Raw genomic sequence first — 25,758 nt, 5'->3', positions numbered from 1 at the left:
CGCTCGTTGTGCTCTTTCGACGTGGTGGATCCGCTGACCGCGCAGTGCCCACCTCGTGGTGTACACCCGCCAAGACCATAGGATAGAGACTCGTGACTCCAGCTGACCTTGCAGATCTCCTTCGCGCCACTGCCGCGAAGGTGCTTGTCGAACGTGGACTGGACCCTGCGGTCCTGCCCGACGAGGTCACCGTGGAGCGTCCCCGGAACCCGGAACACGGCGACTATGCCACGAATGTCGCGATGCAGGTGGCCAAGCGCGCCGGAACCAACCCCCGCGAACTGGCGACCTGGCTCGCCGACGCGTTGAACGCCGCGGACGGCATCGCCGCCGCCGAGGTCGCCGGACCCGGCTTCCTGAACATCCGCCTCGCCGCCTCCGCGCAGGGCGCGATCCTCGAGCGGGTGCTCGCCGCCGGCGCCGCATACGGCGCCGCGGACACCCTGCAGGGCACCCGGATCAACCTCGAGTTCGTCTCGGCCAACCCGACCGGCCCCGTGCATCTCGGCGGCACCCGCTGGGCCGCGGTCGGCGACGCACTGGGCCGCATCCTGGCCGCGCAGGGCGCCGATGTGGTGCGCGAGTACTACTTCAACGACCACGGGGCGCAGATCGATCGGTACGCCGCCTCGCTGGCCGCCGCCGCGACGGGGGCCCCGACCCCGGACAACGGATACGCGGGCGCCTACATTGCCGAAATCGCCGACCAGATCGTGGCCGCGCACCCGGATGTGCTGAGCAAGCCGCAGGCGCAGCGCCTCGAACTGTTCCGCGCCGAGGGCGTCGAGCTGATGTTCGCGCACATCAAAGAGTCGCTGCACGAGTTCGGCACCGACTTCGACGTCTACTTCAACGAGAGTTCGCTGTTCGCCTCCGGCGCGGTCGAGCAGGCGGTGGAGAAGCTGAAGAACTCCGGCGACCTGTACGAGAAAGACGGCGCCTGGTGGATCGCCAGCTCCGGGTACGGCGACGATCAGGACCGGGTGGTCATCAAGAGCGACGGCAACGCCGCCTACATCGCCGGTGACATCGCCTACTTCCAGAACAAGCGTGCGCGCGGCTTCGATCTGTGCATCTACATGCTCGGCGCCGACCATCACGGTTACATCGGCAGGCTGAAGGCCGCCGCGGCCGCCTTCGGCGACGACCCGGCCACCGTCGAGGTGCTGATCGGGCAGATGGTGAACCTGCTGCGCGACGGCGTAGCGGTCCGGATGAGCAAACGCGCGGGCACGGTGGTGACGCTCGACGATCTGGTCGAGGCGATCGGCGTGGACGCGGCGCGCTACTCGCTGGTGCGCTCGTCGGTGAACTCGAGTATCGACATCGACTTGAACCTGTGGGCCAGCCAGAGCAATGAGAACCCGGTCTACTACGTGCAATACGCGCACGCGCGCACCGCGTCCATCGCGCGAAATGCCGCCGAGTTCGAGTACGACTCCGTCACCCCGGATCTCGCGTTACTGTCGGCCGACGAGGAAGGCGAGCTGATCCGCACCCTGGGCGAGTACCCCCGCGTCGTGGCCGGCGCCGCGAGCCTGCGCGAACCGCACCGGGTGGCCCGCTATCTGGAGGAGCTGGCCGGCACCTACCACCGTTTCCAGACCAACAAGAACCTACGCGTTCTGCCGCTGGGCGACGAGCCCGTCTCGCCGACGAACGCCGCCCGGCTGGCCCTGGTCAACGCTACGCGTCAGGTCCTGGCCAACGGACTCGGCCTGCTCGGTGTCAGTGCGCCGGAGCGTATGTGACCGGGTACCGGACCAGAGCAGCGAGGAAGGAAGCTTCACCAGTGAGCGAGCGGAGCGAGCGAACCATCGACACAGCCGCTGAAGCGGTGATGCCGGAGCCGAGCGTCAGCGAGGCGCAGGCATGACCGCGCACCCCGCCGGTCCCCGGCACGCCGAGATTCCGCATGCGCCGAATCTGCCAGAGCGTCCGAGCGGCCCGGAAAAGATGATCGATCTACCTGCGAACGTGTGGCCGCGCAACGCCGTTCGCGACTCCGACGGCGTGGTCCGGCTGGCGGGCGTGCCGGTGCACGAGCTGGCCGCTCGGTTCGGCACCCCGCTGTTCGTGGTCGACGAGGACGACTTCCGTTCCCGCTGCCGCGACATGGTCCGCGCCTTCGGCGTGAACGCGCGAGTCCACTACGCCTCCAAGGCTTTCCTGTGCGGCGAGATCGCGCGCTGGATCCGGGACGAGGGCCTGTCGCTGGACGTATGCTCCGGCGGCGAACTCGCCGTGGCGTTGCACGCGGGCTTTCCGGCGGAACGAATCGCGTTGCACGGCAACAACAAATCGGTAGCCGAGCTGGAGGCGGCGGTGTCCGCCGGAGTCGGCCACATCGTGGTCGATTCGCTGATCGAGATCGAGCGCCTGGAAGCCGTCGCCGGCCGTGCGGGCGTGCTGCAGGATGTGCTGGTCCGGGTTACGGTCGGCGTGGAAGCCCATACCCACGAATACATCTCGACCGCGCACGAGGACCAGAAGTTCGGATTCTCGATCGCGGGCGGCGACGCCATGGAGGCGCTCGCGCGCGTCTTCGACGCCGACAATCTGCGTCTGGTCGGCCTGCACAGCCACATCGGCTCGCAGATCTTCGAGATCGACGGTTTCGAGATCGCCGCACGGCGCATGCTCGGTCTGCTGCGCGAGGCCATCGACAAGTTCGGCATCGAGCGTACCGCCCAGATCGCTACGCTGGATCTCGGTGGCGGACTTGGTATTTCGTATCTGCCGTCGGACGACCCGCCGCCGCTGGACGAGTTCGCGGCGAACCTGCGCAAGCTGGTCGCCGCCGAGGCCGAACGCGCGGGTCTGCCGGTGCCCGTGATCGCGGTGGAACCGGGCCGTGCCATCGCGGGGCCCGGCACGGTGACGCTGTACGAGGTGGGCACGATCAAGGATGTCTCGTTGGACGGCGGCCTGCGCAGGCGCTACGTCAGCGTCGACGGCGGCATGAGCGACAACATCCGGCCCGCGCTCTATCAGGCCGATTACGATTGCCGCCTGGTCTCGCGCTCGTCGCAGGCCGGGCCGGTGGTCGCGCGAGTGGTCGGAAAGCACTGCGAGAGTGGCGATATCGTCATTCGCGATACGTGGTTGCCGGCTGACGTCGGCCCCGGTGACCTGGTCGCTGTGGCCGCCACCGGCGCGTACTGCTATTCGATGTCCAGCCGGTACAACCAGTTGACCCGCCCCGCGGTCGTCGCGGTGCGTGACGGACAGCCGCGCCTGATCCTGCGCCGGGAGACGGTGGCGGACCTGCTCAGCCTGGAGGTGGAAGCGTGACGGTGAACACGAAGAACGGTGTCTGGGGGACCGATCGCCCGATCGGGGTCGCGGTCCTGGGTATGGGCAATGTCGGCACCGAGGTCGTGCGCATCCTGCGCGAGCACACCGAGGACCTACAAGCCCGCGTCGGCGCCCCGGTGGTACTGCGCGGTGTGGCCGTGCGCAACCTGGACACCGATCGCGGCATCCCGGCCGACCTGCTGACCACCGACGCCGATGCTCTCGTCGCCCGCGCGGACGTCGATCTGGTCGTCGAGGTGATCGGCGGCATCGATCCGCCGCGGCGGCTGATCCTGGCCGCGCTGAACGCGGGCAAATCCGTGGTGACCGCGAACAAGGCGCTGCTGGCCGAATACACCGGCGAGCTCGCCGCGGCCGCCGAGCGCAGCCGCGCCGATCTGTACTTCGAAGCCGCCGTCGCGGGCGCCATCCCGGTGGTGCGCCCGCTGATCCAGTCCCTGGCCGGGGACCGGGTGAACCGGGTCGTCGGCATCGTCAACGGCACCACCAACTTCATCCTCTCCGCGATGGACGAGACCGGCGCCGACTATGCGGCCACGCTGGCCGAGGCCACCCGGCTCGGGTACGCGGAGGCCGACCCGACCGCCGATGTGGAGGGCTACGACGCCGCGGCCAAGGCCGCGATTCTCGCCTCGCTGGCATTCCACACCAGGGTGACCGCCGCCGACGTGTATCGCGAGGGCATCTCGCGGATCACCGCGGAGGATCTGGAGACCGCCTCGGCGCTGGACTGCACGGTCAAGCTGCTGGCCATCTGCGAACGGGCGGACGCCGGTCCCGGCGAGCCGGGGCCGGACGAGGGCGGTAAGGAGCGCGTCTCGGTGCGCGTCTACCCGGCGCTCATTCCGCGCAAGCATCCGCTGGCCACGGTGAACGGGGCCTTCAACGCGGTCGTCGTCGAGGCGGACAACGCCGGGCGGTTGATGTTCTACGGGCAGGGCGCGGGTGGCGCTCCCACCGCCTCCGCGGTGCTCGGCGATTTGGTGATGGCGGCGCGGAACAAGTTCTATGGGGGTCGTGCTCCGGGCGAATCGGTTTATGCTGAGCTGCCGATCGCACCGATCGGCGATATGCCCACCCGCTATCACGTGAACCTGCAGGTCGAAGACCGCCCTGGGGTCTTGGCCAAAGTGGCGGGCGAATTCGCCAAGCACGGGGTGAGCATTTCGACCGTCCGTCAGGAAGGGCACGGCTCGGGTGCGCGCCTGGTCGTGGTGACCCACCACGCCCTGGAGTCGGCGCTCGCGGACACCGTCGCCGCACTGGCGGAAATGATATCCGTCACATCCGTGACCAGCGTTCTCAGATTGGAAGGCACCGAAGAATGAGCACAGTGTCGCCTAGCGACGCCCTGCGGGGTGGTGGCCCGCAGCCGGGTGGGCGTACCACGGGCGTCGCGCCCCAGGCCGGGGTGCACTCCCGCTGGCCGGGCCTGATCGCGGCGTACCGCGACCGGCTCGCGGGCGCAGCCGACTGGGAGCCGGTCACGCTGTACGAGGGCGGGACCCCGCTGGTGCCCGCGCCGCACCTGTCCGAGCTGACCGGGTGCGAGGTGTACCTGAAGGTCGAGGGCCTGAACCCGACCGGCTCGTTCAAGGACCGCGGTATGACCATGGCGATGACCGACGCCAAGTATCGCGGCCAGAAAGCGGTGCTGTGCGCGTCCACCGGCAACACCTCGGCATCCGCCGCGGCGTACGCCACCCGGGCGGGCATGAGCTGTGCGGTGCTGATCCCGGAGGGCAAGATCGCGATGGGCAAGTTGGCCCAGGCCGTCATGCTCGGCGCGAAGATCATCCAGGTGCAGGGCAACTTCGACGACTGCCTGGAACTCGCCCGCAAGGTCACCGCCGACTTCCCCAGCGTCGGCCTGGTGAACTCGGTGAACCCGGCCCGCATCGAAGGGCAGAAGACCGCGGCCTTCGAGATCTGCGACGTCCTGGGCAAGGCGCCCGACGTGCACGCGCTTCCGGTCGGCAACGCCGGCAACATCACCGCCTACTGGCGCGGCTACCGCGAGTACTACGCCGATGGCATCACCGGCGGGCTGCCGCGCATGCTCGGTGTGCAGGCCGCGGGCGCGGCGCCGCTGGTCAACGGTGCGCCGGTGAAGGACCCGGAGACCATCGCGACCGCCATCCGGATCGGCGCGCCGGCTTCCTGGAACGGTGCGGTGCAGGCCAAGGAGCAGTCCGGTGGAGCATTCCGGGCCGCCACCGACGAGGCGATTCTCGAGGCGTATCGCCTGGTCGCGGCGGCCGAAGGGGTATTCGTCGAGCCCGCGTCGGCGGCCAGTGTCGCCGGTGTGCTGGCCGCCCACAAGGAGGGTTGGCTGGATCCCGGGCTCACCGTGGTGTGCACCGTGACCGGCAACGGTCTCAAGGACCCCGATACGGCCCTGTCGGGGATGCCGCGGGTGCAGGCGATCGCGGTCGACCCGGTCGCGGTCGCTGCCGAACTCGAGCTGGCCTGAGTTGACCTCGCACGATAGCCAGCTCATGAGTGCGACGCTGCCCGCTGGTCTCACAGTGACCGCGCGGGTACCCGCGTCGAGCGCGAATCTCGGCCCCGGGTTCGACTCGCTCGGCATGGCACTCGGCATCTACGACGAGATCGAGGTTCGCACTACCGATTCCGGGCTCACCATCCGCGTCGAGGGTGAGGGCGCCGACGACGTTCCTTGGGGCCCTTCGCATCTCGTGGTCCGCGCGATCGAGCGCGGGCTGGAGGCGGCGGGTGTGTGGGCCGACGGCCTCGATGTGGTGTGCCGCAACGTGATTCCCCATGCCCGTGGGCTCGGCTCGTCGGCGTCCGCGGTGGTCGGGGGGTTGGCCGCGGGCTGTGCCCTCGCGGCGAAACTGGACCCGGCGCTGGCCACGCCGGTCGATCAATTGATCCAGCTGGCCGCCGAATTCGAAGGTCACCCGGACAACGCGGCGGCCAGCGTGCTCGGCGGAATCGTGGTCTCGTGGACCGAGGCAGCGGCCGAGCTCGCCGCCGACGCGGGGCTCGACGTCGCGCCCGCGGCGGAGTACCACGGCCGGATCTACCGCGCGGTACGGCTGCAGGCGCATCCCGCGCTGCGACCGTTCGTGCTGATTCCCGCGGAGCGCTCGTCCACCGCGCACACCCGCGGCCTGCTTCCCGAGGTCGTGCCGCACGGTGACGCGGCCTTCAATGTCAGCCGCGCGGCGCTCGCGGTGGTCGCGCTGACCGAGCGCCCCGACCTGCTGATACCCGCGACCCTGGACCGGCTGCACCAGACCCAGCGTGCCCCCGCGCTACCGCTGACCACGGCCTGGATCGCCCGCCTGCGCACGGCGGGAATCGCGGCCACCGTCTCCGGCGCCGGGCCGACCATCCTGGCCCTGGGTACCAGTGAATTCCCTGCGGAACTCCACGAACTCGCGGCCGCCGACGGCCTGCGCGTGGTGGAGCCGGGACTCGCCGAAGGCGTCCGGACCGACTGACGGCGAGTCTGCCTTGCCGAGATTCGCAATAGCCAGCTATCCTGGGCAAGTCCGTACATCGTGCGCATCAGACGCCGGTGCTTCATCAGGGCAATCGCTCCAGCAGGCTCCAGGCTCGAGCCTCCAGGCCATGGGGGTGCTGCGTAGCTGCGCAACTGGAATGATCACTCCCCACCTTTCGCCAATGGTGGAGAAGCCGCCGGTCCGGCGGGGCAGGTGATACGGCACATAGCGCCCGGACGGACGCATCCCAGTCCGGCAGAATGCCCGGGCTGCGGGACGAACCCTCGAAACAGCACACGGCGATCGAGGGAAGGAAAGGATTTCCGTGACAGATACGGACCTGCTCGCGACACCCGGCGTGGAATCGAACCCGACGGGCAGCCGCGAAAGTGAATCCGGACAGATTTCGAAGATGAGCGAACACACCGACGTCGCACGATCGGGGCTGACTGGAATGTTGTTGCCGCAGTTGCGCGCTCTCGCGGGGGAGCTCGGTATCCGAGGCACCTCTGGAATGCGCAAGGGCGATTTGATCGCCGCCATCAAGGAAAATCAGGCCGCCGGGAAACCAGTGAAGGTGGAAAAGCCCGCCAAAGGCGAGGCGAAGTCCGCGGTGACCGGCAGAGCTGACGTCCCGGCGAAGGCCGATACCCCCGCCGTCGCCGATCCGGCGCCGGCGAAGGCCGAGCAGGCGACCCTCGACGTGACGCCTGCGGCTTCGGCCACGGTCACGGTCACGGAGGCTGCCGCCCCGGCGAAATCAGCGCCCGCCGAGACCGCTCCCGCGGCCGATGCGGCGTCGGCTCCGGCGACCGAAACCACCGAGGAGTCCGGCCGCGAGGCCGGCCAGCGTGGCCGCGGTCGGCAGCGGCGCGGTCGTGACCAGGCGCGAACCGGTGGCGACACCGCGCCCGCCGAAGCGCGTGGTGACGAGGCGAAACAGGACGCCGAACAGGGCGGCGAGCGTCGTCGGGACCGTGGCCAGAGCGAACGTGGCCAGGGTGAGCGTGGCCAGGGTGAGCGCGGCCAGAGCGAACGTGGCCAGGGTGAGCGTGGCCAGGGTGAGCGCGGCCAGAGCGAGCGCGGCCAGAGCGAACGTGGCCAGGGTGAGCGCGGCCAGAGCGAACGTGGCCAGGGCGAGCGCGGCCAGAGCGAACGTGGCCAGGGCGAGCGTGGCCAGAGTCAGAACGGCAGCGCGCCGGGCCGTGGTGGTGACGACGAAGAAGGCGGTCGCGGTCGGCGCGGACGCCGCTTCCGCGAGCGTCGTCGTGGCCGCGACCGTGATGGCGGTGGCGGCGAGACGCGCGACGTCGAGATCCGCGAGGACGACGTGCTGCAGCCGGTCGCGGGCATCCTCGACGTGCTGGACAACTACGCTTTCGTCCGCACCTCGGGCTACCTGGCCGGGCCCAACGACGTCTACGTGTCGATGAACCTGGTCCGCAAGAACGGCCTGCGTCGTGGTGACGCGATCACCGGTGCGGTGCGCGCCCCGCGGGACGGCGAACAGAGCAGCCAGCGCCAGAAGTTCGATCCGCTGGTGCGGCTGGACACCGTCAACGGTGGTGATATCGAGGCCGCCAAGCGCCGCCCCGAGTTCGGCAAGCTCACTCCGCTGTACCCGAATCAGCGGCTGCGGCTGGAGACCGCGCAGAACAAGCTGACCACCCGGGTCATCGACCTGATCATGCCGATCGGCAAGGGGCAGCGCGCGCTGATCGTGTCGCCGCCGAAGGCCGGTAAGACCACGATCCTGCAGGACATCGCGAACGCGATCGCGATCAACAACCCCGAGTGCTACCTCATGGTGGTGCTGGTCGACGAGCGTCCGGAAGAGGTCACCGACATGCAGCGCTCGGTGCGCGGCGAGGTCATCTCCTCGACCTTCGACCGTCCGCCGTCGGACCACACCTCGGTCGCCGAGCTCGCCATCGAGCGGGCCAAGCGCCTGGTGGAAATGGGCAAGGACGTCGTGGTGCTGCTGGACTCGATCACCCGGCTCGGCCGCGCGTACAACAACTCCTCACCCGCCTCGGGGCGAATCCTTTCCGGTGGTGTCGATTCCACCGCGCTGTATCCGCCCAAGCGGTTCCTCGGCGCGGCGCGCAACATCGAGAACGGCGGATCGCTGACCATCATCGCGACCGCGATGGTGGAGACCGGTTCGACCGGTGACACGGTGATCTTCGAGGAGTTCAAGGGCACCGGTAACGCCGAGCTCAAGCTGGACCGCAAGATCGCGGAGCGGCGGGTGTTCCCAGCGGTGGACGTCAACCCGTCCGGCACCCGCAAGGACGAGCTACTGCTCAACCCCGACGAGGCGGGGGTGCTGCACAAGCTGCGGCGCGTACTGTCCGGCCTGGACTCGCACCAGGCGATCGATCTGCTGATCGACCGTCTGAAGAAGTCCAAGAACAACCTCGAGTTCCTGATGCAGGTGAGCAAGACCGCGCCGGGCGCGCTCGACGAGTAGTTCGCAAAGTGGAGTTGCCGTCCTGGCAACGGCCGAAAGGGTCCCGCCCCGGCGGGACCCTTTCGGCGTTTGCGGGGCGTAGAAGGCGAGTCCGATCGCGGCCGCGCCACAGATCACGAAGCCGAGAATGAGCGCACAGGCCGCGTCCCCGGGCTCTGACGTGGCGGTCCGGACATACACCGCGTTGGCGGGTGCCGAATAGTGCGTGGTTTCGGGGAGCGCACACCAGCCGATTGCGACAACGAGGATCAGGAGAACGAAAATCGCGGACGCCATTCGGATGGCCACGCCGGGCTCCTTCCTGCCGCGCAACGGCGATGTGCGCAGGTCTGCCACTCTATGAACGGATCTGTTCGCATTCCTGAGTAGCGGACTACCCGACTTCATTGTCGGCGAATGCGGCGAGGATAAGCGCGCCCGAACTTCCAGGGCCGCAAACGATCGGGGCTCGGTGGGGCGGGAACAAACCGATCATCAGGGGCGTTTTGGGAGGGTAGCGGCGGTTCTGGCATACTGAACGGTCGTTGCGTCTGCTCACGTGAGCAGACCTCCCGCCTAGTCGGTTCCGGTTCACGCTCGTCGCGAATTCGCGTCGGCGACCCGGCGGCCACATTTCGAGAGGACATCCATGAAGGCAGGAATTCACCCGACGTATGTCGACACCACGGTCGTCTGTGGTTGCGGCAACACCTTCCAGACTCGCAGCACCAAGGAGTCGGGACACATCACCGTCGAGGTCTGCTCGCAGTGCCACCCGTTCTACACCGGCAAGCAGAAGATCCTCGACACCGGTGGCCGCGTGGCCCGCTTCGAGGCCCGCTACGGCAAGCGTGCCGGCAAGAAAGCCGACGCCAAGTAGCTTCCTCGCCGACGCCCGGTCCTGCAGTGCAGGCCGGGCGTCGGTGTTTTGTATGGACCGGTACCCAGGAGAGGGAAGCACCGTGACGCAACCGTCCGCCATCGACGACATTCTGGCCGAGTACGCCGGGTTGGAGACGCAGCTGGCCGATCCGTCGCTGCACAACGATGCGGGCGCCGCGCGCCGGGTCGGCAAGCGGTTCGCTGAGCTGGCGCCGGTCATGGCTACTTACCGCAAGCTCGCGACGGCGCGCGATGATCTGTCCGCCGCCGAGGAACTCTCCGCCGACGATGCGGCCTTCGCCGCCGAGGTCCCGAGCCTGGAACGACAGGTCGAGGAACTGGAACAGACTCTGGCGGATCTGCTGGCACCGCGCGACCCGCACGACGGCGACGACGTCGTGCTCGAGGTGAAATCCGGGGAGGGCGGTGCGGAGTCCGCGCTGTTCGCTTCGGACCTGGCCCGGATGTACGTGCGCTACGCCGAGCGCCACGGGTGGAAGGTCGAGATTCTCGACGCGACGCCGTCGGATCTCGGCGGTTACAAAGAGGCGACGCTGTCGATCAAGAGTCGCGATGCCACGCGCGACGGAGTCTGGTCGCGATTCAAATTCGAAGGTGGCGTGCACCGTGTGCAGCGCGTCCCGGTGACCGAATCGCAGGGGCGCATCCACACCTCGGCGGCGGGCGTGCTGATCTACCCGGAGCCCGACGAAATCGAAGAGGTGCAGATCGACGAATCCGATCTGCGCATCGACGTCTATCGCTCCTCTGGTAAAGGCGGTCAGGGTGTCAACACCACCGACTCCGCGGTTCGCATCACTCATCTGCCCTCCGGCATCGTGGTGACCTGCCAGAACGAGCGGTCCCAATTGCAGAACAAGGCCCGCGCCATGCAGGTGCTCGCGGCCCGGCTGCAAGCGCTGGCCGAGGAGCAGGCCGACCAGGAGGCGGCCGCGGGCCGGGCGAGCCAGATCCGCACCGTGGACCGCTCCGAGCGGATTCGCACCTACAACTTCCCGGAGAACCGGATCACCGATCACCGCATCGGGTTCAAGGCGCACAATCTCGACGCCGTGCTCGACGGCGACCTCGACGGGCTGCTCGATGCCCTGGGTAAGGCGGATCGCGAAGCGCGTATGGCCGCGGAATGACTACCCGAGTCGCGCTGCGCCCCGCTATCAACGAGGCCGTCCGGACATTGCGGATCGCCGGGGTACCCAGTCCGCAGGCCGACGCCGAGAACTTGGCCGCGCACGTTCTCGGCGTGGAACGGACCAGGCTCGCGCTGACCCCGCTCGTGCCGCCGGGCACGCTGGCCGCGTATCGCGAGCTGGTCGATCGCCGTGCGCAGCGGATTCCGTTGCAGCACTTGACCGGAACAGCGGTGATGGGCGCGCTCGATCTCGCGGTGGGGCCCGGCGTTTTCGTGCCGCGCCCGGAGACCGAGCTGCTGTTCGCCTGGGCGCTGGCACAACTGGAGGCGCTGCCGCATGATCACCCTCCGATCGTCGTGGACCTGTGCACCGGATCCGGTGCGCTCGCGCTGGCGATCGCGCACGCCCGCCCCGACGCCGACGTCCACGCGATCGAGCTCGATCCCGCCGCACTGCTCTGGGCCCGTCGCAACGCCGACGACCGCATCGTCGCGGGCGACCACCCGATCACGCTGTACGCCGACGACGCCACGGACCCCGCGCTGCTGTCCGACCTCGACGGCCGCGTGGACATCGTGGTCTCCAACCCGCCCTACATCCCGGCAGGCGCTCGCCTCGACCCCGAGGTCGCCGAACACGATCCACCGATCGCCCTGTTCGGCGGCCCGGACGGCCTATCGGTCATCCGCGGCATGATCCCGAACATCGCCCGCCTGCTACGCCCCGCCGGCGGCGTCGCGATCGAACACGACGACACCAACGGCTCGGCCCTCGCCGCCCTCCTGGCCGAGCATGGGCAGTTCACCGACATCGTCGAACACCCAGACCTAGCCGGTAAGCCCCGCTTCGTAGCCGCCACCCGCACCTGACCCGACAACCAACTCCGAGCCCGCCCCCAGGCGGTCCTCATGGCGACGACCGAGTGTCGGAACCAAGGCCTGCCAAACACCACCGCTCAGCTAGCCGCGGCCAGAAGCGAGTTCGCTTCAGTTTGCCCTGCCGCATCGGTACGAACCTGTACGCAATGCCAGGCGCAGCTATCGGTGCCCGAGACTCGACAGCCCGCTTCGATGCCAGGCAAACACAACACCGCAGTACCGCAGTCGAGAACGTCACAACTGATTTCGTGACTACATGGGTAACTCGTCGGGCACGCCCAAGACCGGGGTAGCGCGGAACGCATGACCTGATCGCAAGTCCAGCGGCACTGACTGGTACGGCCTGAATACTCGGAGAGGCGGGATAGATAGCATGGTCGCCGTGAGTACCGTCTACGACTGCGCGGATCCTGACTCGCGTGCTGCCGGGCTGTCCGCGGCCACCAGCGCCCTGAAATCCGGACGGCTGGTCGTGTTGCCCACCGACACGCTGTACGGCCTGGCCGCCGACGCGTTCGATGCCACCGCGGTGAGCTCGCTGCTCGCGGCCAAGCGCAGGGGCAGGGACATGCCGGTGCCGGTGCTCGTCGGGTCCTGGCACACCATCGACGGCCTGGTGTTCTCGGTGCGGCCGCAGGCGCGCGAACTGATCCGGGCGTTCTGGCCCGGTGGGCTGAGTCTGGTTGTGCAGCAAGCGCCTTCGCTGGCCTGGGACCTCGGTGACACGCGCGGGACAGTGATGTTGCGGATGCCGCTGCATCCGGTCGCGCTGGAGCTGCTGCGCGAGGTCGGCCCGCTGGCGGTGTCGAGCGCGAACGTGTCCGGGCAGCCGCCGGCCAAGACCGCTGCCGAGGCAACCGATCAGCTCGGCGAGCTGGTCGGCGTCTATCTGGACGGCGGTCGCGCCGAGCATGCGGTCGCCTCCACCATCGTCGACCTGACCGCCGACCAACCGCGCATCCTGCGGGCCGGCGCGGTGCCCGCCGCCGACATCGCCGAGGTGCTCGGTATGTCGTCGGAGGCGCTCACCGGCGCCGCGCAGCGGCTCGGATGATGGGTTCCAGCGCCGTAGTCCCGCTGCGCGAGCTGCTCGTCGTGCTGCTCATTTCCGCGGTGGTGACGTTTCTGGCCACCGGTGGAGTCCGGGTGCTGGCGATCGGTTTCGGCGCGGTCGCCGTGCCCCGCGAACGTGACGTGCACGTCAGACCGATCCCGCGGATGGGCGGTGTCGGCATGTATACCGGGGTGGTGGCCGCGGTGCTGTTCGCCCACCAGCTCCCCGCGCTGCGCAGCGGTTTCGACTACAAACCGAATATCCCGATCGCCGTGCTGGTGGCGAGCACGCTCATTGTCGCGGTCGGCATCGTCGATGACCGGTGGGGACTCGATGCGCTCACCAAATTCGCCGGACAGGTGACGGCGGCGGGGGTGATGGCCGCCATGGGGTTGGGCTGGTACGTCGTCTACAACCCGTTCAGCAACACCACGGTGGTGTTGGACGGACTGCAAGGGGGGTTGGTCACGGTCGCGGTCACCGTCACCCTGATCAACGCCATGAATTTCGTCGACGGTCTGGACGGTCTCGCGGCCGGCCTCGGCCTGATCGCGGCGATCGCCGTTTTCGTGTTCTGCCTGGGATTGATGAACGAGCAGGGTGGCTCGGTCGACACGTATCCGCCCGCGCTGCTCGCCGCCGCGCTCGCGGGCGCGTGTCTCGGATTTCTGCCGCACAATTTCCAACCGGCGCGGATATTCATGGGCGACTCCGGCTCGATGCTCATCGGATTGATGCTGGCCGCGGTCTCGACCGGCGCCTCCGGCCGAATCCCGCTGCAAGGATACGGGCCGCGCGACATCGTCGGTCTGCTTTCCCCGCTGCTGCTGGTCGGCGCGGTGATGTTCATTCCGGTACTCGATCTGCTGCTCGCCATTGTGCGCCGGGTTCGCGCCGGTGTGAGTTTCTCTACGCCGGACAAAATGCACCTGCACCATCGCTTGCTGCAGATCGGGCATTCGCAGCGGCGCGTCGTGCTCTTGATCTATTTGTGGGTCGGGGTGCTCGCGTTCGGTGCGGTGGGCACCTCGCTGATGGACCGCAGGCTGGTCGTTCTGCTGATGGCGGGCGGTCTGGTTTTCGCATTGGTGATCACCGCTATTCCGGGGCTGCGACGTGGGGACCCGGCGGGCGACCGATCGGCGTCCGGGTAAAGTCGGCGGCTGTGAGCGAGCTTGCGAGCGAACCATCAATACAGCGCCACGTGTGTGTCGGCGAGGTGACGCTGTGAGTTTCACCCCCGATCCGATCCCAGGCCCGGACGCGCCGCTGCGTTCCGCGTTGCGCTACGGCTTGATCGGCCTGGGTGGGCTCGTGGTCGCGGCCGTCGGGCTCGGCGCCGCGTTCGCGGGGATGCCGGGAGTGTGGGGAGCGCTGCTCGGCGCCGCGATCGGCGGCGGCTTCATTCTCACCACCGCGGCCGCCGTGCTGTTCGGCGCGAAATTGCCGCCGACCACTGCCGGTCTGGTCATGCTGGTCAGCTGGGTGGGCAAAATGCTGGTGGCCTTGGTGGTCGTCGGCATCCTCAACCAGTTCGAGTTCTACGACCGGGTCGTACTGTTCCTCACCGTCATCGCAGCGCTGGTCATCGTGCTCGGTGCGGAGACGTATGGCGTGCTGCGTACGAAGGTCCCCTACGTGACCACAACCGACACCGACGCGACCGACACTCGCGAGTAGGCGAAAACGCGCACCCCCTACACGCTGTCGTAGATCACTTGGTAAAGTGTTGGTAAGCAAGCTACCAAGTGAGGGGTCACCCGCTGATCCCCCACAAGGGCCGCTATGCTTACTGCCGTACCGGGCTCCGAGGATGTTCCGGTTCTGCATGTCGACGATGTCGCCGACACACGTACAGACGCCAGGTGGAATTCAAACCGCCGCACAGCTGCTGACGAACTTCGAGCCGACCTGAGTCGACCCAAATTGATCGTCAATGTCCGATCGAACCGCGGGGAATGACCGTACCCGCGGCCCGAACACGGGAGAGAACGCTGAGCGTCACCACTCTGGCGGCCGAGTTCCATGCGCCGTCGCTTACCGACTTCTTCCCTCCAGCTGTGCTGTTCGAGGGAACGCCGTTCGAACTCGATCGATTGATGCTGATCCGCATCCTGATGACCGCCGTTCTCGTCGCCGTGATGGTGCTGGCGTTCCGTTCGCCGAGAATCGTTCCGCGTGGTCTGCAGAATGTCGCCGAAATCGGCCTGGTCTTCGTCAAGGAACAGATCTGCGAAGAGGTGCTCGGTAAGGAATCGGGGCGCAAGTTCTTCCCCCTGATCGCGACGATCTTCTTCACGGTCCTGTTCCTGAACTTCTCCGGCGTCATTCCGGGGTTGAACATCTCGTCGAATGCTCGAATCGGCATGCCGCTGGTGCTGGCCGTCATCGCGTACCTGGCGTTCAACTACGTCGGTATCAAGAAGTACGGATTCCTCACCTACATGCGCAGCAGCATCGTCGTTCCGAATGTTCCCCCGGCACTGCACGTGCTGCTGATTCCGATCGAGTTCGTCTCCACCTTCGTCCTGCGTCCGTTCACGCTGACCGTCCGACTCATGGCCAACATGCTGGCCGGTCACATCATGTTGGTGCTGTTCTTCAGCGCGACGTGGTTCTTCTTGTTCGACGCCACCGCCTGGATGAAGGTGTTCTCGCCGTTCTCGCTGCTCGCGGGATTCGGATTCACGCTGTTCGAGATGTTGGTCATCTTTTTGCAGGCCTACGTGTTTGCGCTGCTGACCGCCGTTTACATCTCGCTCGCGCAGCACGCGGCCGATCACTAGACCTGACCGGACACAACTACCGCCAAACCTGCTACACCGCGCCGACCGGCCGGTGAGCAACAGAAAGGGAATGGAAGACTCATGAGCCTCGCTTACCTGGCCCAGGAAGCCGCGACCTCTCAGAGCACCTTCAAGGGTCTCGGCGCCGTCGGCTACGGTCTCGCCGCGATCGGCCCCGGCATCGGCGTCGGCATCGTCGTCGGTAAGGCCATCGAGGGCATCGCGCGTCAGCCTGAGCTGCAGGGCACGATCCGCACCAACATGTTCCTCGGTATCGCGTTCACCGAGGCGCTCGCCCTCATCGGGCTCGTCGCCGGCTTCATTTTCTGATTCCGATGTACGAGTCAGTTTTGCTCGCAGCGGCGGGAGGAGAGGAAGTGAATCCTCTCGTTCCCGAAACGTATGACATCGTCTGGTCGATCGTCTGCGTCGTCATTATCGCGGCCCTGTTCTACAAGTACGTGGTGCCGCGCCTGATGAAGACGCTCGACGAGCGCTCCGACAAGATCGAAGGCGGCATCGCTCGCGCCGAAGCCGCGCAGGCGGAGGCGCAGCTCACCCTCCAGCAGTACCAGCAGCAGCTGGCGGAGGCCCGGCTCGAAGCCGCCCGCATCCGGGACGACGCGCGCACCCAGGGCCAGGAGATCCTCGCCCAGATGCGCGCCGAGGCCCAAGCCGAAAGCGACCGCATCGTCGCGGCCGGCCACACCCAGCTGGAAGCCCAGCGCCAGCAGATCCTGACCGAGCTCCGTTCCGAAGTCGGCCGCACGGCCGTCGACCTGGCCGAGAAGATCATCGGACAGTCGGTGTCGGACGAGGCCAAGCAGGCGGCGTCGATCGAGCGGTTCCTCGACGAGCTCGACAAGACGGACGCAGGCATCGGGGTCGGAAGGTAACGACGCGAAAGTGAGAAGCATGTACGCAGCGAGCCGCGAGGCAAGCGCCCGGTCCCGGGAGGCGCTTCGGGCCGCTCTGACCGGAAGCGATACGGCTGCGGCCACGACGGGTTCGGAACTGTTCGCCGTTGTCGCCGTGCTGGACGACCAGCGTTCGCTGCGTGTGGCGCTCGCGGACGTGTCGGTGCCGGGTTCCGTGCGCGCGGAACTGTGCGAGCGGGTCTTCAGCGGCAAGGTCAGCGCTGCCACCCTGGCGGTGCTGACCACCGCGGTGGCCCAGGACTGGTCGCGCACCGCGGACCTGGTCGACACTCTGGTGCTGCTGGGCCAGGAAGCGTTGCTGGAGTCCGCGGCCCAGCGCGGCCGGCTCGACGCGGTCGAGGACGGGCTGTTCCGGCTCGGCCGGATCATCAGCGACAACCCGGAGCTGGAGCAGGCTCTGTCGGATCGGGCGAAGCCGGTTTCGGCCAAGCGCGACCTGGTCGCCCGCCTGCTCGCGGACAAGACCGAGCCGATCACCCTGACTCTGGCGGAGCAGGTGGTGACCAGGCAGCGGTCGAGCATCGGCGCTGCCTTCGACGAGCTGTCGGACCTGGCAGCGGGTCGCCGCGATCAGATCGTCGCGCACGTGCGTGCCGCGATCGCGCTGACCGATCAGCAGCGCGACCGGCTGGCCACCTCGCTGCGCCGCATCTACGGCAAGGCGATCACGGTGCACGTCGAGGTCGACCCGAGTTTGCTGAGCGGACTCGTCGTGCGCGTCGGTGACGACGTGATCGACGGCAGCGCCATCGGCCGACTGGAAAAGCTGCGCCGAGCGCTGACCTAGCGCGCACCACCATCCCCGACATTCCAGACCCAGACAGCGAGAGCAGGAAAGACATGGCGGAGCTGACGATCTCCTCCGACGAGATCCGTAGCGCGATCGAGAGCTACACCCAGAGCTACACCCCCCAGACCTCCATCGAAGAAGTCGGTGTCGTCACCGACGCCAGCGACGGCATCGCGCACGTCAGCGGCCTTCCTTCGGCGATGGCCAACGAGCTGCTCGAGTTCCCTGGCGGAGTGCTCGGCGTGGCGCTGAACCTCGAGGACCGTGAGATCGGTGCGGTCATCCTCGGCGAGTTCGCCAAAATCGAGGAGGGCCACGAGGTCCGCCGGACCGGTGACGTGCTCTCGGTTCCGGTCGGCGACAAGTTCCTCGGCCGCGTGGTGAACCCGCTCGGTCAGCCGATCGACGGTCTCGGCGAGATCGAGGCCGAGGAGCAGCGCGTGCTGGAACTGCAGGCCGCGACCGTGCTGCAGCGGCAGCCGGTCGAGGAGCCGCTGGCCACCGGCATCACCGCCATCGACGCGCTGACCGCGATCGGCCGTGGCCAGCGTCAGCTGATCATCGGCGACCGCAAAACCGGCAAGACCGCGGTCTGCATCGACGCGATCCTCAACCAGAAGGCCAACTGGGAGACCGGCGACCCCACGAAGCAGGTGCGCTGCATCTACGTCGCCATCGGCCAGAAGGGTTCCACCATCGCGGGCGTGAAGGCCGCGCTGGAGCAGCACGGCGCGCTGGAGTACACCACCATCGTCGCGGCCCCGGCATCGGACTCCGCCGGCTTCAAGTGGCTGGCCCCGTACACCGGTTCGGCCATCGGCCAGCACTGGATGTACCAGGGCAAGCACGTGCTGATCGTGTTCGACGACCTGACCAAGCAGGCCGAGGCATACCGCGCGATCTCGCTGCTGCTGCGTCGCCCGCCGGGCCGTGAGGCGTACCCGGGTGACGTGTTCTACCTGCACTCCCGGCTGCTGGAGCGTTGCGCGAAGCTGTCCGACGAGATGGGCGCGGGCTCGATGACCGGTCTGCCGATCATCGAGACCAAGGCCAACGACATCTCGGCGTTCATCCCGACCAACGTCATCTCCATCACCGACGGCCAGGTCTTCCTCGAGTCCGACCTGTTCAACAAGGGTGTCCGTCCGGCGATCAACGTCGGTACCTCGGTCTCCCGTGTCGGTGGCGCCGCCCAGACCAAGGGCATGAAGAAGGTCGCCGGTTCGCTGCGTCTGGAAATGGCGCAGTACCGCGAGCTGGAGGCGTTCTCCGCCTTCGCCTCCGACCTCGACGCCGCGTCGCTGGCGCAGCTCGAGCGTGGCGCCCGCTGGGTCGAGCTGCTCAAGCAGGACCAGTACTCGCCGGTGCCGGTCGAGGACCAGATCGTCTCGATCTACCTGGTCGACGGCGGTTACTACGATTCGGTTCCGGTCGGCGACATCCGGCGCTTCAGCGCCGAGCTGCTGGAGGACCTGCACCGCACCGCAGCGGACGCGTTCAAGGCCATCGCGGGCGGCAAGGTGCTCGACGGCGACGCGGCCGAGGCGATCAAGGCGGCCACTGAGAAGTTCAAGCAGGGCTTCCTCGCCTCCGACGGCAGCCGTGTGGTGAACGAGGCCGAAGCCGGCCAGCTCGACCACGAAGAGGTCGAGTCGCTGTCGGTCACCCGCAAGCACGTCGAGAAGTAGACCCGGGCCTGTGATGCGCCAATCCAACGCAGCGAATGAAGGGAGTGTGAACCGCTGATGGCAAGCTTGCGTGAATTGCGCTCCCGCATTCGTGGTGTGAATTCGATCAAGAAGATCACCAAGGCTCAAGAGCTGATCGCGACTTCGCGTATCTCCAAGGCCCAGGCCAGGGTCGCGGCGGCGAAGCCGTACGCGGAGGAGATCACCAAGGTCCTCAGTGAGCTGGCGAGTGCGTCGAAGAATCTGTCGCACCCGCTGCTGACCGCCCGCCCCGATCCGCGTCGTGCGGCGGTGCTGGTGATCACCAGTGACAGCGGTATGTGCGGTGGCTACAACTCCAACGTGCTCAAGCGCGCCGAAGAGCTGATGACCACCCTGCGTGGCGAGGGCAAAGAACCGGTGCTCTACGTCATGGGCAACAAGGGCCTGACGTACTACACCTTCCGCAGTCGGCCATTCGTGTCCGCGTGGACCGGGTTCTCGCAGCAGCCGAAGTACACCGATGCTTCGGCCGCCTGCCACCACCTGGTGGATGCGTTCATGGCCGGGTCCGACGGCGAGGTCGCGCACCCGCACGGGACGGGCGACATCGCCGGTGTAGACGAACTGCACATCGTCTACACCCGCTTCGTGTCGATGCTGACCCAGACCCCGGAGGTGCGCCGGTTGGCGCCCATCCAGGTGAGCTTCGTCGACGAGAACTTCGACCTGGGCGAGGACATCGTGTCGGATTCGCCGACCGCGGAGGTCCACGCACAGTACGAATTCGAGCCCGACGCCGATGTGCTGCTGGCAGCGCTACTGCCGAAGTACATCAACACGCGTATCTACGCGTCGTTGCTCGAGGCAGCGGCATCCGAGTCCGCGGCTCGGCGCACCGCAATGAAGGCCGCCACCGACAACGCCAACGAACTCGCGAGCGTGCTTCAGCGCGAGGCGAACTCGGTGCGGCAGGCCCAGATCACGCAGGAAATCAGCGAAATCGTCGGCGGCGTGAACGCGCTGGCGGCGAGCTCGGACCGCGACTGAGTGCCGCGGCCTGAGCGACGGGCCCGGAGGAGGAAGCGTGCGTAGCCACGAAGGGCCCCACGAAGGCCGCCAAATGACGCAGCCCCCGAGGGCCGCCCATCGACACGGAGAGAACCAACACCAATGACCGCAGCTGTCACCCGAGAAGACACGAGCCGGACCGGCGCCGCCACGGGCCGCGTCGTCCGGGTCATCGGCCCCGTCGTGGACGTCGAATTCCCGCGCGGAGCCATCCCTGAACTGTTCAACGCACTGCACGCCGAGATCGCCCTGACCTCGGTGGCCAAGACTCTGACCCTCGAGGTCGCCCAGCACCTCGGCGACAACATTGTGCGCACCATCTCGATGCAGCCGACCGACGGCCTGGTCCGCGGCGCCACCGTCACCGACACCGGCAAGCCGATCTCGGTGCCGGTCGGCGACGTGGTCAAGGGCCACGTGTTCAACGCGCTCGGCGACTGCTTGGACGCGCCGGGCACCGGCCGCGACGGTGAGCAGTGGGGCATCCACCGCAAGCCGCCGTCGTTCGACCAGCTCGAGGGCAAGACCGAGCTGCTCGAGACCGGTATCAAGGTCATCGACCTGCTGACCCCCTACGTGAAGGGCGGCAAGATCGGTCTGTTCGGTGGTGCCGGTGTCGGCAAGACCGTTCTGATCCAGGAGATGATCACCCGTATCGCGCGGGAGTTCTCCGGTACCTCCGTGTTCGCCGGCGTCGGTGAGCGCACCCGTGAGGGCACCGACCTGCACCTGGAGATGGAAGAGATGGGCGTCCTGCAGGACACCGCCCTCGTCTTCGGCCAGATGGACGAGCCGCCGGGCACCCGTATGCGCGTCGCTCTCTCGGCCCTGACCATGGCCGAGTACTTCCGCGACGTGCAGCACCAGGACGTGCTGCTGTTCATCGACAACATCTTCCGGTTCACCCAGGCCGGTTCCGAGGTCTCCACCCTGCTCGGCCGCATGCCTTCGGCTGTCGGTTACCAGCCGACCCTGGCCGACGAGATGGGTGAGCTGCAGGAGCGCATCACCTCGACCCGCGGTCGGTCCATCACCTCGCTGCAGGCCATCTACGTGCCCGCCGACGACTACACCGACCCGGCGCCGGCCACCACCTTCGCCCACTTGGACGCGACGACCGAGCTGTCGCGCCCGATCTCGCAGAAGGGCATCTACCCGGCCGTCGATCCGCTGACCTCGACCTCCCGCATCCTGGAGGCCTCGATCGTCGGTGACCGGCACTTCGCGGTGGCCAACGAAGTGAAGCGGATCCTGCAGAAGTACAAGGAACTGCAGGACATCATCGCCATCCTCGGTATGGACGAGCTCTCCGAAGAGGACAAGGTGCTCGTCGGCCGTGCCCGCCGGCTGGAGAAGTTCCTCGGCCAGAACTTCATCGTGGCCGAGAAGTTCACCGGCCAGGTGGGTTCGGTCGTGCCGCTGGAGCAGACCATCGACGACTTCGACCGGGTCTGCAAGGGCGAGTTCGACCACTTCCCGGAGCAGGCGTTCAACAGCTGCGGTGGTCTCGACGACGTCGAGGCGGCCGCGAAGAAGATCGCCGGAAAGTAGTTCTTCATGGCGACTGAATCCATTAACAACATGTCAGTCGATCTCGTCGCGGTCGAGCGGCTCCTCTGGTCCGGCCAGGCGTCCTTCGTGAGCGCGCAGACCACCGAGGGCCAGATCGGTATCATGCCGGGGCACGAGCCGCTGCTCGGCCAGTTGGTCGAAGGCGGCACAGTCGCCATTGTGGACACCGATGGTGAGCGCATCGTGGCCGCGGTGCACGGCGGCTTCTTCTCGGTGACCGCGAACACGGTTCGGGTACTGGCCGAGTCGGCGGAATTCGCCGACGAGGTGGACGTCGAGGCGGCGCGCCGGGTGCTGGCCGACTCGCAGGCCAGCGAAGAGCAGCAGAAGGCAGCTCAGGCGCGGGTGCGAGCGGTCGAGCAGACTTCGAACGCGTAAGCAACACCTCGTTATCGAGGCACGACTACTGTCGGCGGTGAAGATGTTCTTCACCGCCGACAGCGTCTTTCCAGGCGAGTCGGATACGGCCGGACCATTTGTAAACTCGGGGCCATGGTTGAATGACCGCACGCGGTGTGCGTGTCAGCCCAGCCGGGCAGAAGTCCTTCGTAACCACGAAGGATTTGCGAACACCGCCAATCGAATATCGTGTCGATGACACAGCGGCGCAGCGAAGGGACGAACGGCATTGCAAACCGGGATGGTTCTGCTGATCATTCTGGTGTTCCTGCTGGTGTTCCTCGCGCTGGCCTCCACCTATCGCCTGATCATGTTGCGCCGCGGCGGAACCGCCGCGATTCTGCGCGTCCTGCCTGCCCGTGGTGGTCAGGGCTGGCGGCACGGGTTGCTCCGTTACGACGAGGACCGGCTCGTATTCTTCAAGCTCACCAGCCTCAAACTGGGCCCGGATTCCACGATCCGGCGTCAAGGAATCCAGATCGGTGATCGCCGCCGCCCCCGCGGCGACGAATTCGACATCATGACCGACGATATCGCCGTGATCGCGGTGGCGGACCGGGCCGGCCGCTTCGAACTGGCCCTTGATCGCGATGCCTTGACCGCTCTGCTTTCCTGGGTGGAATCCCGTCCTTCCGACCGCACCCGACGCATGCCGGGTCGGTAGTACCCGCGGGCGGCTGCCTGACCTCCGTTCGTCCGGCGCAGGCTGACGGCCGGTTCGAGTCGCGGTGCTTTCTGCGCGGCTGCTTCAGCCCAGGCCGGCCCGGTGATCGGCTGTCTGTGGACGGATTAGGTCTGGCGATGTCTGTGCGCCGCTGCCTCAGCCGCCGCTCGGCAACGCACAGTTGTCCGTGCGTAATCGGTCCGGCCAGCTGTGCCACTTCGCGTGGCCGCGTTCGCCGTCGCCCGGATCAGCTCGGGCTGTGCACCGACTTCGTCGCCCTGCGCCCATTAGTGTTGTGCTGTGAGTGTGCACTTGACGCGGATCTACACCCGGACCGGCGATGACGGGACCACTGGGCTGAGTGACTTTTCCAGGGTCGCCAAGAACGACCCGCGCTTGGTCGCCTACGCCGACTGCGACGAGACGAATGCCGCGATCGGCGTCGCGATCGCGCTGGGGCAGCCGGAGCAGATGCTGCTCGCGGTGCTGCGGCAGATCCAGAACGATCTGTTCGACGCCGGCGCAGATCTCTCCACACCCGTGGTTGCGGAGCCGAAGTACCCGCCGTTGCGCGTCACCCAGGCCTACGTGGACCGGGTCGAGGCGTGGTGCGACGAATTCAATGCGGAACTGCCCGCGCTGAATTCCTTCATCCTGCCCGGTGGCACCCCGCTGGCCGCCCTGTTGCACACCGCGCGCACCGTTGCCCGCCGCGCGGAACGCTCTGCGTGGGCCGCGATCGAGCTATATCCCGACGACACCAACGTACTGCCGGCGAAGTACCTCAATCGCCTCTCGGACCTGCTGTTCATCCTGAGCCGGGTGGCCAATCCAGGCGGCGATATCCTGTGGAAGCCCGGCGGGGACCGGCCGGATGCCTGATCGCGTGGGCGAGGACCTGCGAATACGAGAGTAGCCACCGGGTATGTCGGGAGCGCGACGCCGACCACGTCGTCGGCTGCGCAACGCCCGCCCCGCGGCACTCACTCGGACGGCAATGCGGCCAGCCGCGAGGGGAGTCGTGGAGAGGCGGCGCCGTAGTGGGCCGCCGCAACTATCCTTGCACCAACAGTGCGCCGAAGACGCGGAGAGGCGGCATGGAACGGTTTTTGGTTACCGGCGGAAATAGACTCGTCGGTGAGGTCACGGTGGGGGGCGCGAAGAACAGCGTCCTCAAGTTGATGGCCGCTGCGTTGCTGGCCGAGGGCACCACCACGATCACGAACTGCCCGGACATTCTCGACGTGCCGTTGATGGCCGACGTGCTGCGCGGCCTCGGCTGCGACGTGACGATCGACGGCGCGGCGGTCGCTATCACCACGCCCGCCGAGCCGAAGTACCACGCGGACTTCCCCGCCGTCACCCAGTTCCGCGCGTCGGTATGCGTGCTCGGCCCGCTGATGGCTCGGTGCAGGCGGGCGGTCGTCGCCCTGCCCGGCGGTGACGCGATCGGCTCGCGTCCGCTCGATATGCATCAGGCCGGCCTGCGTCTGCTCGGTGCGACCAGCGAGATCGAGCACGGCTGTGTGGTGGCGAGGGCGGACGAATTGCAAGGCGCCCGGATCCGGCTCGACTTCCCTTCCGTCGGCGCGACCGAGAACATCCTCATGGCGGCAGTGCTCGCCGAGGGCGAGACCGTGATCGACAACGCCGCGCGCGAGCCGGACATCGTCGACCTGTGCAACATGCTCGTCCAGATGGGCGCGCGGATCAGTGGCGCCGGCACCTCGGTGCTCACCATTCAGGGCGTCGAACAGCTCTCGCCTACCACCCATCGCGTCATCGGCGACCGCATCGTGGCCGCGACCTGGGGGATTGCCGCGGCGATGACCCTGGGGGACATTCGCGTCACCGGGGTGAACCCCAAACACCTGTCCCTGGTGCTGGACAAGCTGCGTTCCGCGGGTGCGCGGATCTCGTTCGAGCGGGAGGGCTTCCGAGTGGTCCAGGCCGAGCGCCCGCGTGCGGTGAACTTCTCGACCCTGCCGTTCCCTGGCTTCCCGACCGACCTGCAGCCGATGGCCATCGGGCTGGCGTCCATCGCCGACGGGACCTCGATGATCACCGAGAACATCTTCGAAGCGCGCTTCCGCTTCGTAGAGGAGATGATCCGGCTCGGAGCCGACGCGCGCACCGATGGGCATCATGCGGTGGTGCGCGGCATTCCGAGGTTGTCGAGTGCTCCGGTGTGGTCGTCGGATATCCGGGCGGGCGCGGGATTGGTGCTCGCCGGCTTGGTTGCCGACGGGACCACCGAAGTGCACGACGTCTTCCATATCGACCGGGGCTACCCGAATTTCGTAGAGCAGTTGCAGGCACTGGGGGGCGATGTCGCCCGTGTCGGCGCGGCAGATTGACGGCCGATTCGATCGGCGTTGATCGCAGCTTTCTGTGTTTCCTCGAAAACGCTTTCTGACCAGGCGATTTGACATCGTGCACGGTGACAAGTAACTTTATCCAAGTCAGAGCGACACGGACACCGACCCGGAGCCGAGAAGCTGAGCGGAAACGCTGAGCGGGAGGCGAGGGAAACGAGGTAGGACGAGGAGCGCCTGACAGTCACACTAGCTTGAACGAGAGCCCTGTTTGCAATTGGGTTCGAGACTGAGCTAAGCTGGAAAAGTTGCTTCACCGATCAAACAGTTTCGACTGCGAGATGG

General features: G+C 67.3%; 23 protein-coding genes. All 23 read left to right on the top strand.

Annotated features, from left to right (window positions below; all coding sequences use genetic code 11):
* Nucleotides 1–92 precede the first annotated feature (92 nt).
* The 23 genes from argS to murA all read left to right on the top strand — a co-directional run bounded on the left by argS (nucleotide 93) and on the right by murA (nucleotide 25,455).
* On the top strand, nucleotides 93–1,751 hold the full coding sequence (argS, locus tag ACT86A_RS25920) for an arginine--tRNA ligase (protein ID WP_445094833.1): 1,659 nt from the start codon (nucleotides 93–95) through the stop codon (nucleotides 1,749–1,751).
* Nucleotides 1,752–1,872: 121 nt separating this feature from the next.
* On the top strand, nucleotides 1,873–3,294 hold the full coding sequence (gene lysA / locus ACT86A_RS25915) for a diaminopimelate decarboxylase (RefSeq protein ID WP_445094832.1): 1,422 nt from the start codon (nucleotides 1,873–1,875) through the stop codon (nucleotides 3,292–3,294).
* Between the two features lie 2 nt (nucleotides 3,295–3,296).
* A complete protein-coding gene (locus ACT86A_RS25910; RefSeq protein ID WP_445094857.1) occupies nucleotides 3,297–4,646 on the top strand; it encodes a homoserine dehydrogenase in 1,350 nt (449 codons plus the stop codon).
* A gap of 83 nt (nucleotides 4,647–4,729) precedes the next feature.
* On the top strand, nucleotides 4,730–5,791 hold the full coding sequence (thrC, locus tag ACT86A_RS25905; RefSeq protein ID WP_445094856.1) for a threonine synthase: 1,062 nt from the start codon (nucleotides 4,730–4,732) through the stop codon (nucleotides 5,789–5,791).
* Nucleotides 5,792–5,816: 25 nt separating this feature from the next.
* Entirely contained in the window at nucleotides 5,817–6,788 is a 972-nt protein-coding gene (gene thrB / locus ACT86A_RS25900) for a homoserine kinase (RefSeq protein ID WP_445094831.1), read from the top strand.
* A gap of 328 nt (nucleotides 6,789–7,116) precedes the next feature.
* Nucleotides 7,117–9,264 (top strand): transcription termination factor Rho, encoded by a 2,148-nt coding sequence (gene rho, locus ACT86A_RS25895; protein WP_445094830.1) that lies wholly within the window; start codon nucleotides 7,117–7,119, stop codon nucleotides 9,262–9,264.
* A 628-nt stretch (nucleotides 9,265–9,892) separates the two neighbouring features.
* On the top strand, nucleotides 9,893–10,123 hold the full coding sequence (rpmE, locus tag ACT86A_RS25890) for a 50S ribosomal protein L31 (protein ID WP_039796334.1): 231 nt from the start codon (nucleotides 9,893–9,895) through the stop codon (nucleotides 10,121–10,123).
* 52 nt (nucleotides 10,124–10,175) lie between these two features.
* On the top strand, nucleotides 10,176–11,276 hold the full coding sequence (gene prfA, locus ACT86A_RS25885; RefSeq protein ID WP_445094829.1) for a peptide chain release factor 1: 1,101 nt from the start codon (nucleotides 10,176–10,178) through the stop codon (nucleotides 11,274–11,276).
* Nucleotides 11,273–12,148 (top strand): peptide chain release factor N(5)-glutamine methyltransferase, encoded by an 876-nt coding sequence (gene prmC, locus ACT86A_RS25880; RefSeq protein WP_445094828.1) that lies wholly within the window; start codon nucleotides 11,273–11,275, stop codon nucleotides 12,146–12,148. Before prfA ends, prmC begins: the two co-directional genes overlap by 4 nt.
* Nucleotides 12,149–12,539: 391 nt before the next feature.
* Entirely contained in the window at nucleotides 12,540–13,211 is a 672-nt protein-coding gene (locus ACT86A_RS25875; RefSeq protein WP_445094827.1) for an L-threonylcarbamoyladenylate synthase, read from the top strand.
* Nucleotides 13,208–14,365 (top strand): glycosyltransferase family 4 protein, encoded by a 1,158-nt coding sequence (locus ACT86A_RS25870; RefSeq protein WP_445094826.1) that lies wholly within the window; start codon nucleotides 13,208–13,210, stop codon nucleotides 14,363–14,365. Before ACT86A_RS25875 ends, ACT86A_RS25870 begins: the two co-directional genes overlap by 4 nt.
* Nucleotides 14,366–14,438: 73 nt before the next feature.
* A complete protein-coding gene (locus tag ACT86A_RS25865; RefSeq protein WP_445094825.1) occupies nucleotides 14,439–14,891 on the top strand; it encodes a Cg1360 family ATP-synthase-associated protein in 453 nt (150 codons plus the stop codon).
* 278 nt (nucleotides 14,892–15,169) lie between these two features.
* A complete protein-coding gene (gene atpB / locus ACT86A_RS25860; RefSeq protein WP_445094824.1) occupies nucleotides 15,170–15,997 on the top strand; it encodes a F0F1 ATP synthase subunit A in 828 nt (275 codons plus the stop codon).
* Between the two features lie 81 nt (nucleotides 15,998–16,078).
* Nucleotides 16,079–16,327: an ATP synthase F0 subunit C gene (locus ACT86A_RS25855; protein ID WP_445094823.1), complete on the top strand. Its 249-nt coding sequence runs from the start codon at nucleotides 16,079–16,081 to the stop codon at nucleotides 16,325–16,327.
* Between the two features lie 5 nt (nucleotides 16,328–16,332).
* The gene (locus ACT86A_RS25850) at nucleotides 16,333–16,893 is read left to right on the top strand and encodes a F0F1 ATP synthase subunit B (RefSeq protein WP_445094822.1); all 561 of its coding nucleotides are present in this window, start codon (nucleotides 16,333–16,335) and stop codon (nucleotides 16,891–16,893) included.
* A 19-nt stretch (nucleotides 16,894–16,912) separates the two neighbouring features.
* Nucleotides 16,913–17,722 (top strand): F0F1 ATP synthase subunit delta, encoded by an 810-nt coding sequence (locus tag ACT86A_RS25845; RefSeq protein ID WP_445094821.1) that lies wholly within the window; start codon nucleotides 16,913–16,915, stop codon nucleotides 17,720–17,722.
* 53 nt (nucleotides 17,723–17,775) lie between these two features.
* Nucleotides 17,776–19,413: a F0F1 ATP synthase subunit alpha gene (gene atpA, locus ACT86A_RS25840; protein ID WP_445094820.1), complete on the top strand. Its 1,638-nt coding sequence runs from the start codon at nucleotides 17,776–17,778 to the stop codon at nucleotides 19,411–19,413.
* A 57-nt stretch (nucleotides 19,414–19,470) separates the two neighbouring features.
* A complete protein-coding gene (locus tag ACT86A_RS25835; protein WP_445094819.1) occupies nucleotides 19,471–20,442 on the top strand; it encodes a F0F1 ATP synthase subunit gamma in 972 nt (323 codons plus the stop codon).
* 123 nt (nucleotides 20,443–20,565) lie between these two features.
* Complete coding sequence (atpD, locus tag ACT86A_RS25830) at nucleotides 20,566–22,014, top strand: F0F1 ATP synthase subunit beta (protein WP_445094818.1); 1,449 nt, start codon at nucleotides 20,566–20,568, stop codon at nucleotides 22,012–22,014.
* Between the two features lie 30 nt (nucleotides 22,015–22,044).
* Nucleotides 22,045–22,413 carry a F0F1 ATP synthase subunit epsilon gene (locus tag ACT86A_RS25825; protein WP_445094855.1) on the top strand — a complete coding sequence of 123 codons (369 nt, stop codon included), beginning with the start codon at nucleotides 22,045–22,047 and terminating at the stop codon, nucleotides 22,411–22,413.
* A 262-nt stretch (nucleotides 22,414–22,675) separates the two neighbouring features.
* Nucleotides 22,676–23,098: a DUF2550 domain-containing protein gene (locus tag ACT86A_RS25820; RefSeq protein WP_445094817.1), complete on the top strand. Its 423-nt coding sequence runs from the start codon at nucleotides 22,676–22,678 to the stop codon at nucleotides 23,096–23,098.
* A 300-nt stretch (nucleotides 23,099–23,398) separates the two neighbouring features.
* Nucleotides 23,399–23,980: a cob(I)yrinic acid a,c-diamide adenosyltransferase gene (locus tag ACT86A_RS25815; RefSeq protein WP_445094816.1), complete on the top strand. Its 582-nt coding sequence runs from the start codon at nucleotides 23,399–23,401 to the stop codon at nucleotides 23,978–23,980.
* Nucleotides 23,981–24,195: 215 nt separating this feature from the next.
* Nucleotides 24,196–25,455, top strand: a complete 1,260-nt coding sequence (gene murA / locus ACT86A_RS25810; RefSeq protein WP_445094815.1) for a UDP-N-acetylglucosamine 1-carboxyvinyltransferase — start codon at nucleotides 24,196–24,198, stop codon at nucleotides 25,453–25,455.
* Nucleotides 25,456–25,758 lie beyond the last annotated feature (303 nt).

It is taken from the genome of Nocardia glycosmidis, from assembly GCF_052545115.1.
Note: the sequence above shows the minus strand (reverse complement) of the source record. Positions and strands in the feature narration are given on the sequence as shown.

What these genes read in the sequence shown, in the direction of transcription:
- lysA (WP_445094832.1), top strand. Translation starts at nt 1,873, where the DNA reads ATGACCGCGCACCCCGCCGGTCCCCGGCACGCCGAGATTCCGCATGCG.
- thrB (WP_445094831.1), top strand. Translation starts at nt 5,817, where the DNA reads ATGAGTGCGACGCTGCCCGCTGGTCTCACAGTGACCGCGCGGGTACCC.
- rpmE (WP_039796334.1), top strand. Translation starts at nt 9,893, where the DNA reads ATGAAGGCAGGAATTCACCCGACGTATGTCGACACCACGGTCGTCTGT.
- prfA (WP_445094829.1), top strand. Translation starts at nt 10,176, where the DNA reads ATGGACCGGTACCCAGGAGAGGGAAGCACCGTGACGCAACCGTCCGCC.
- prmC (WP_445094828.1), top strand. Translation starts at nt 11,273, where the DNA reads ATGACTACCCGAGTCGCGCTGCGCCCCGCTATCAACGAGGCCGTCCGG.
- ACT86A_RS25870 (WP_445094826.1), top strand. Translation starts at nt 13,208, where the DNA reads ATGATGGGTTCCAGCGCCGTAGTCCCGCTGCGCGAGCTGCTCGTCGTG.
- atpB (WP_445094824.1), top strand. Translation starts at nt 15,170, where the DNA reads ATGACCGTACCCGCGGCCCGAACACGGGAGAGAACGCTGAGCGTCACC.
- ACT86A_RS25855 (WP_445094823.1), top strand. Translation starts at nt 16,079, where the DNA reads ATGAGCCTCGCTTACCTGGCCCAGGAAGCCGCGACCTCTCAGAGCACC.
- ACT86A_RS25850 (WP_445094822.1), top strand. Translation starts at nt 16,333, where the DNA reads ATGTACGAGTCAGTTTTGCTCGCAGCGGCGGGAGGAGAGGAAGTGAAT.
- ACT86A_RS25845 (WP_445094821.1), top strand. Translation starts at nt 16,913, where the DNA reads ATGTACGCAGCGAGCCGCGAGGCAAGCGCCCGGTCCCGGGAGGCGCTT.
- atpA (WP_445094820.1), top strand. Translation starts at nt 17,776, where the DNA reads ATGGCGGAGCTGACGATCTCCTCCGACGAGATCCGTAGCGCGATCGAG.
- ACT86A_RS25835 (WP_445094819.1), top strand. Translation starts at nt 19,471, where the DNA reads ATGGCAAGCTTGCGTGAATTGCGCTCCCGCATTCGTGGTGTGAATTCG.
- atpD (WP_445094818.1), top strand. Translation starts at nt 20,566, where the DNA reads ATGACCGCAGCTGTCACCCGAGAAGACACGAGCCGGACCGGCGCCGCC.
- ACT86A_RS25825 (WP_445094855.1), top strand. Translation starts at nt 22,045, where the DNA reads ATGTCAGTCGATCTCGTCGCGGTCGAGCGGCTCCTCTGGTCCGGCCAG.
- ACT86A_RS25820 (WP_445094817.1), top strand. Translation starts at nt 22,676, where the DNA reads ATGGTTCTGCTGATCATTCTGGTGTTCCTGCTGGTGTTCCTCGCGCTG.
- murA (WP_445094815.1), top strand. Translation starts at nt 24,196, where the DNA reads ATGGAACGGTTTTTGGTTACCGGCGGAAATAGACTCGTCGGTGAGGTC.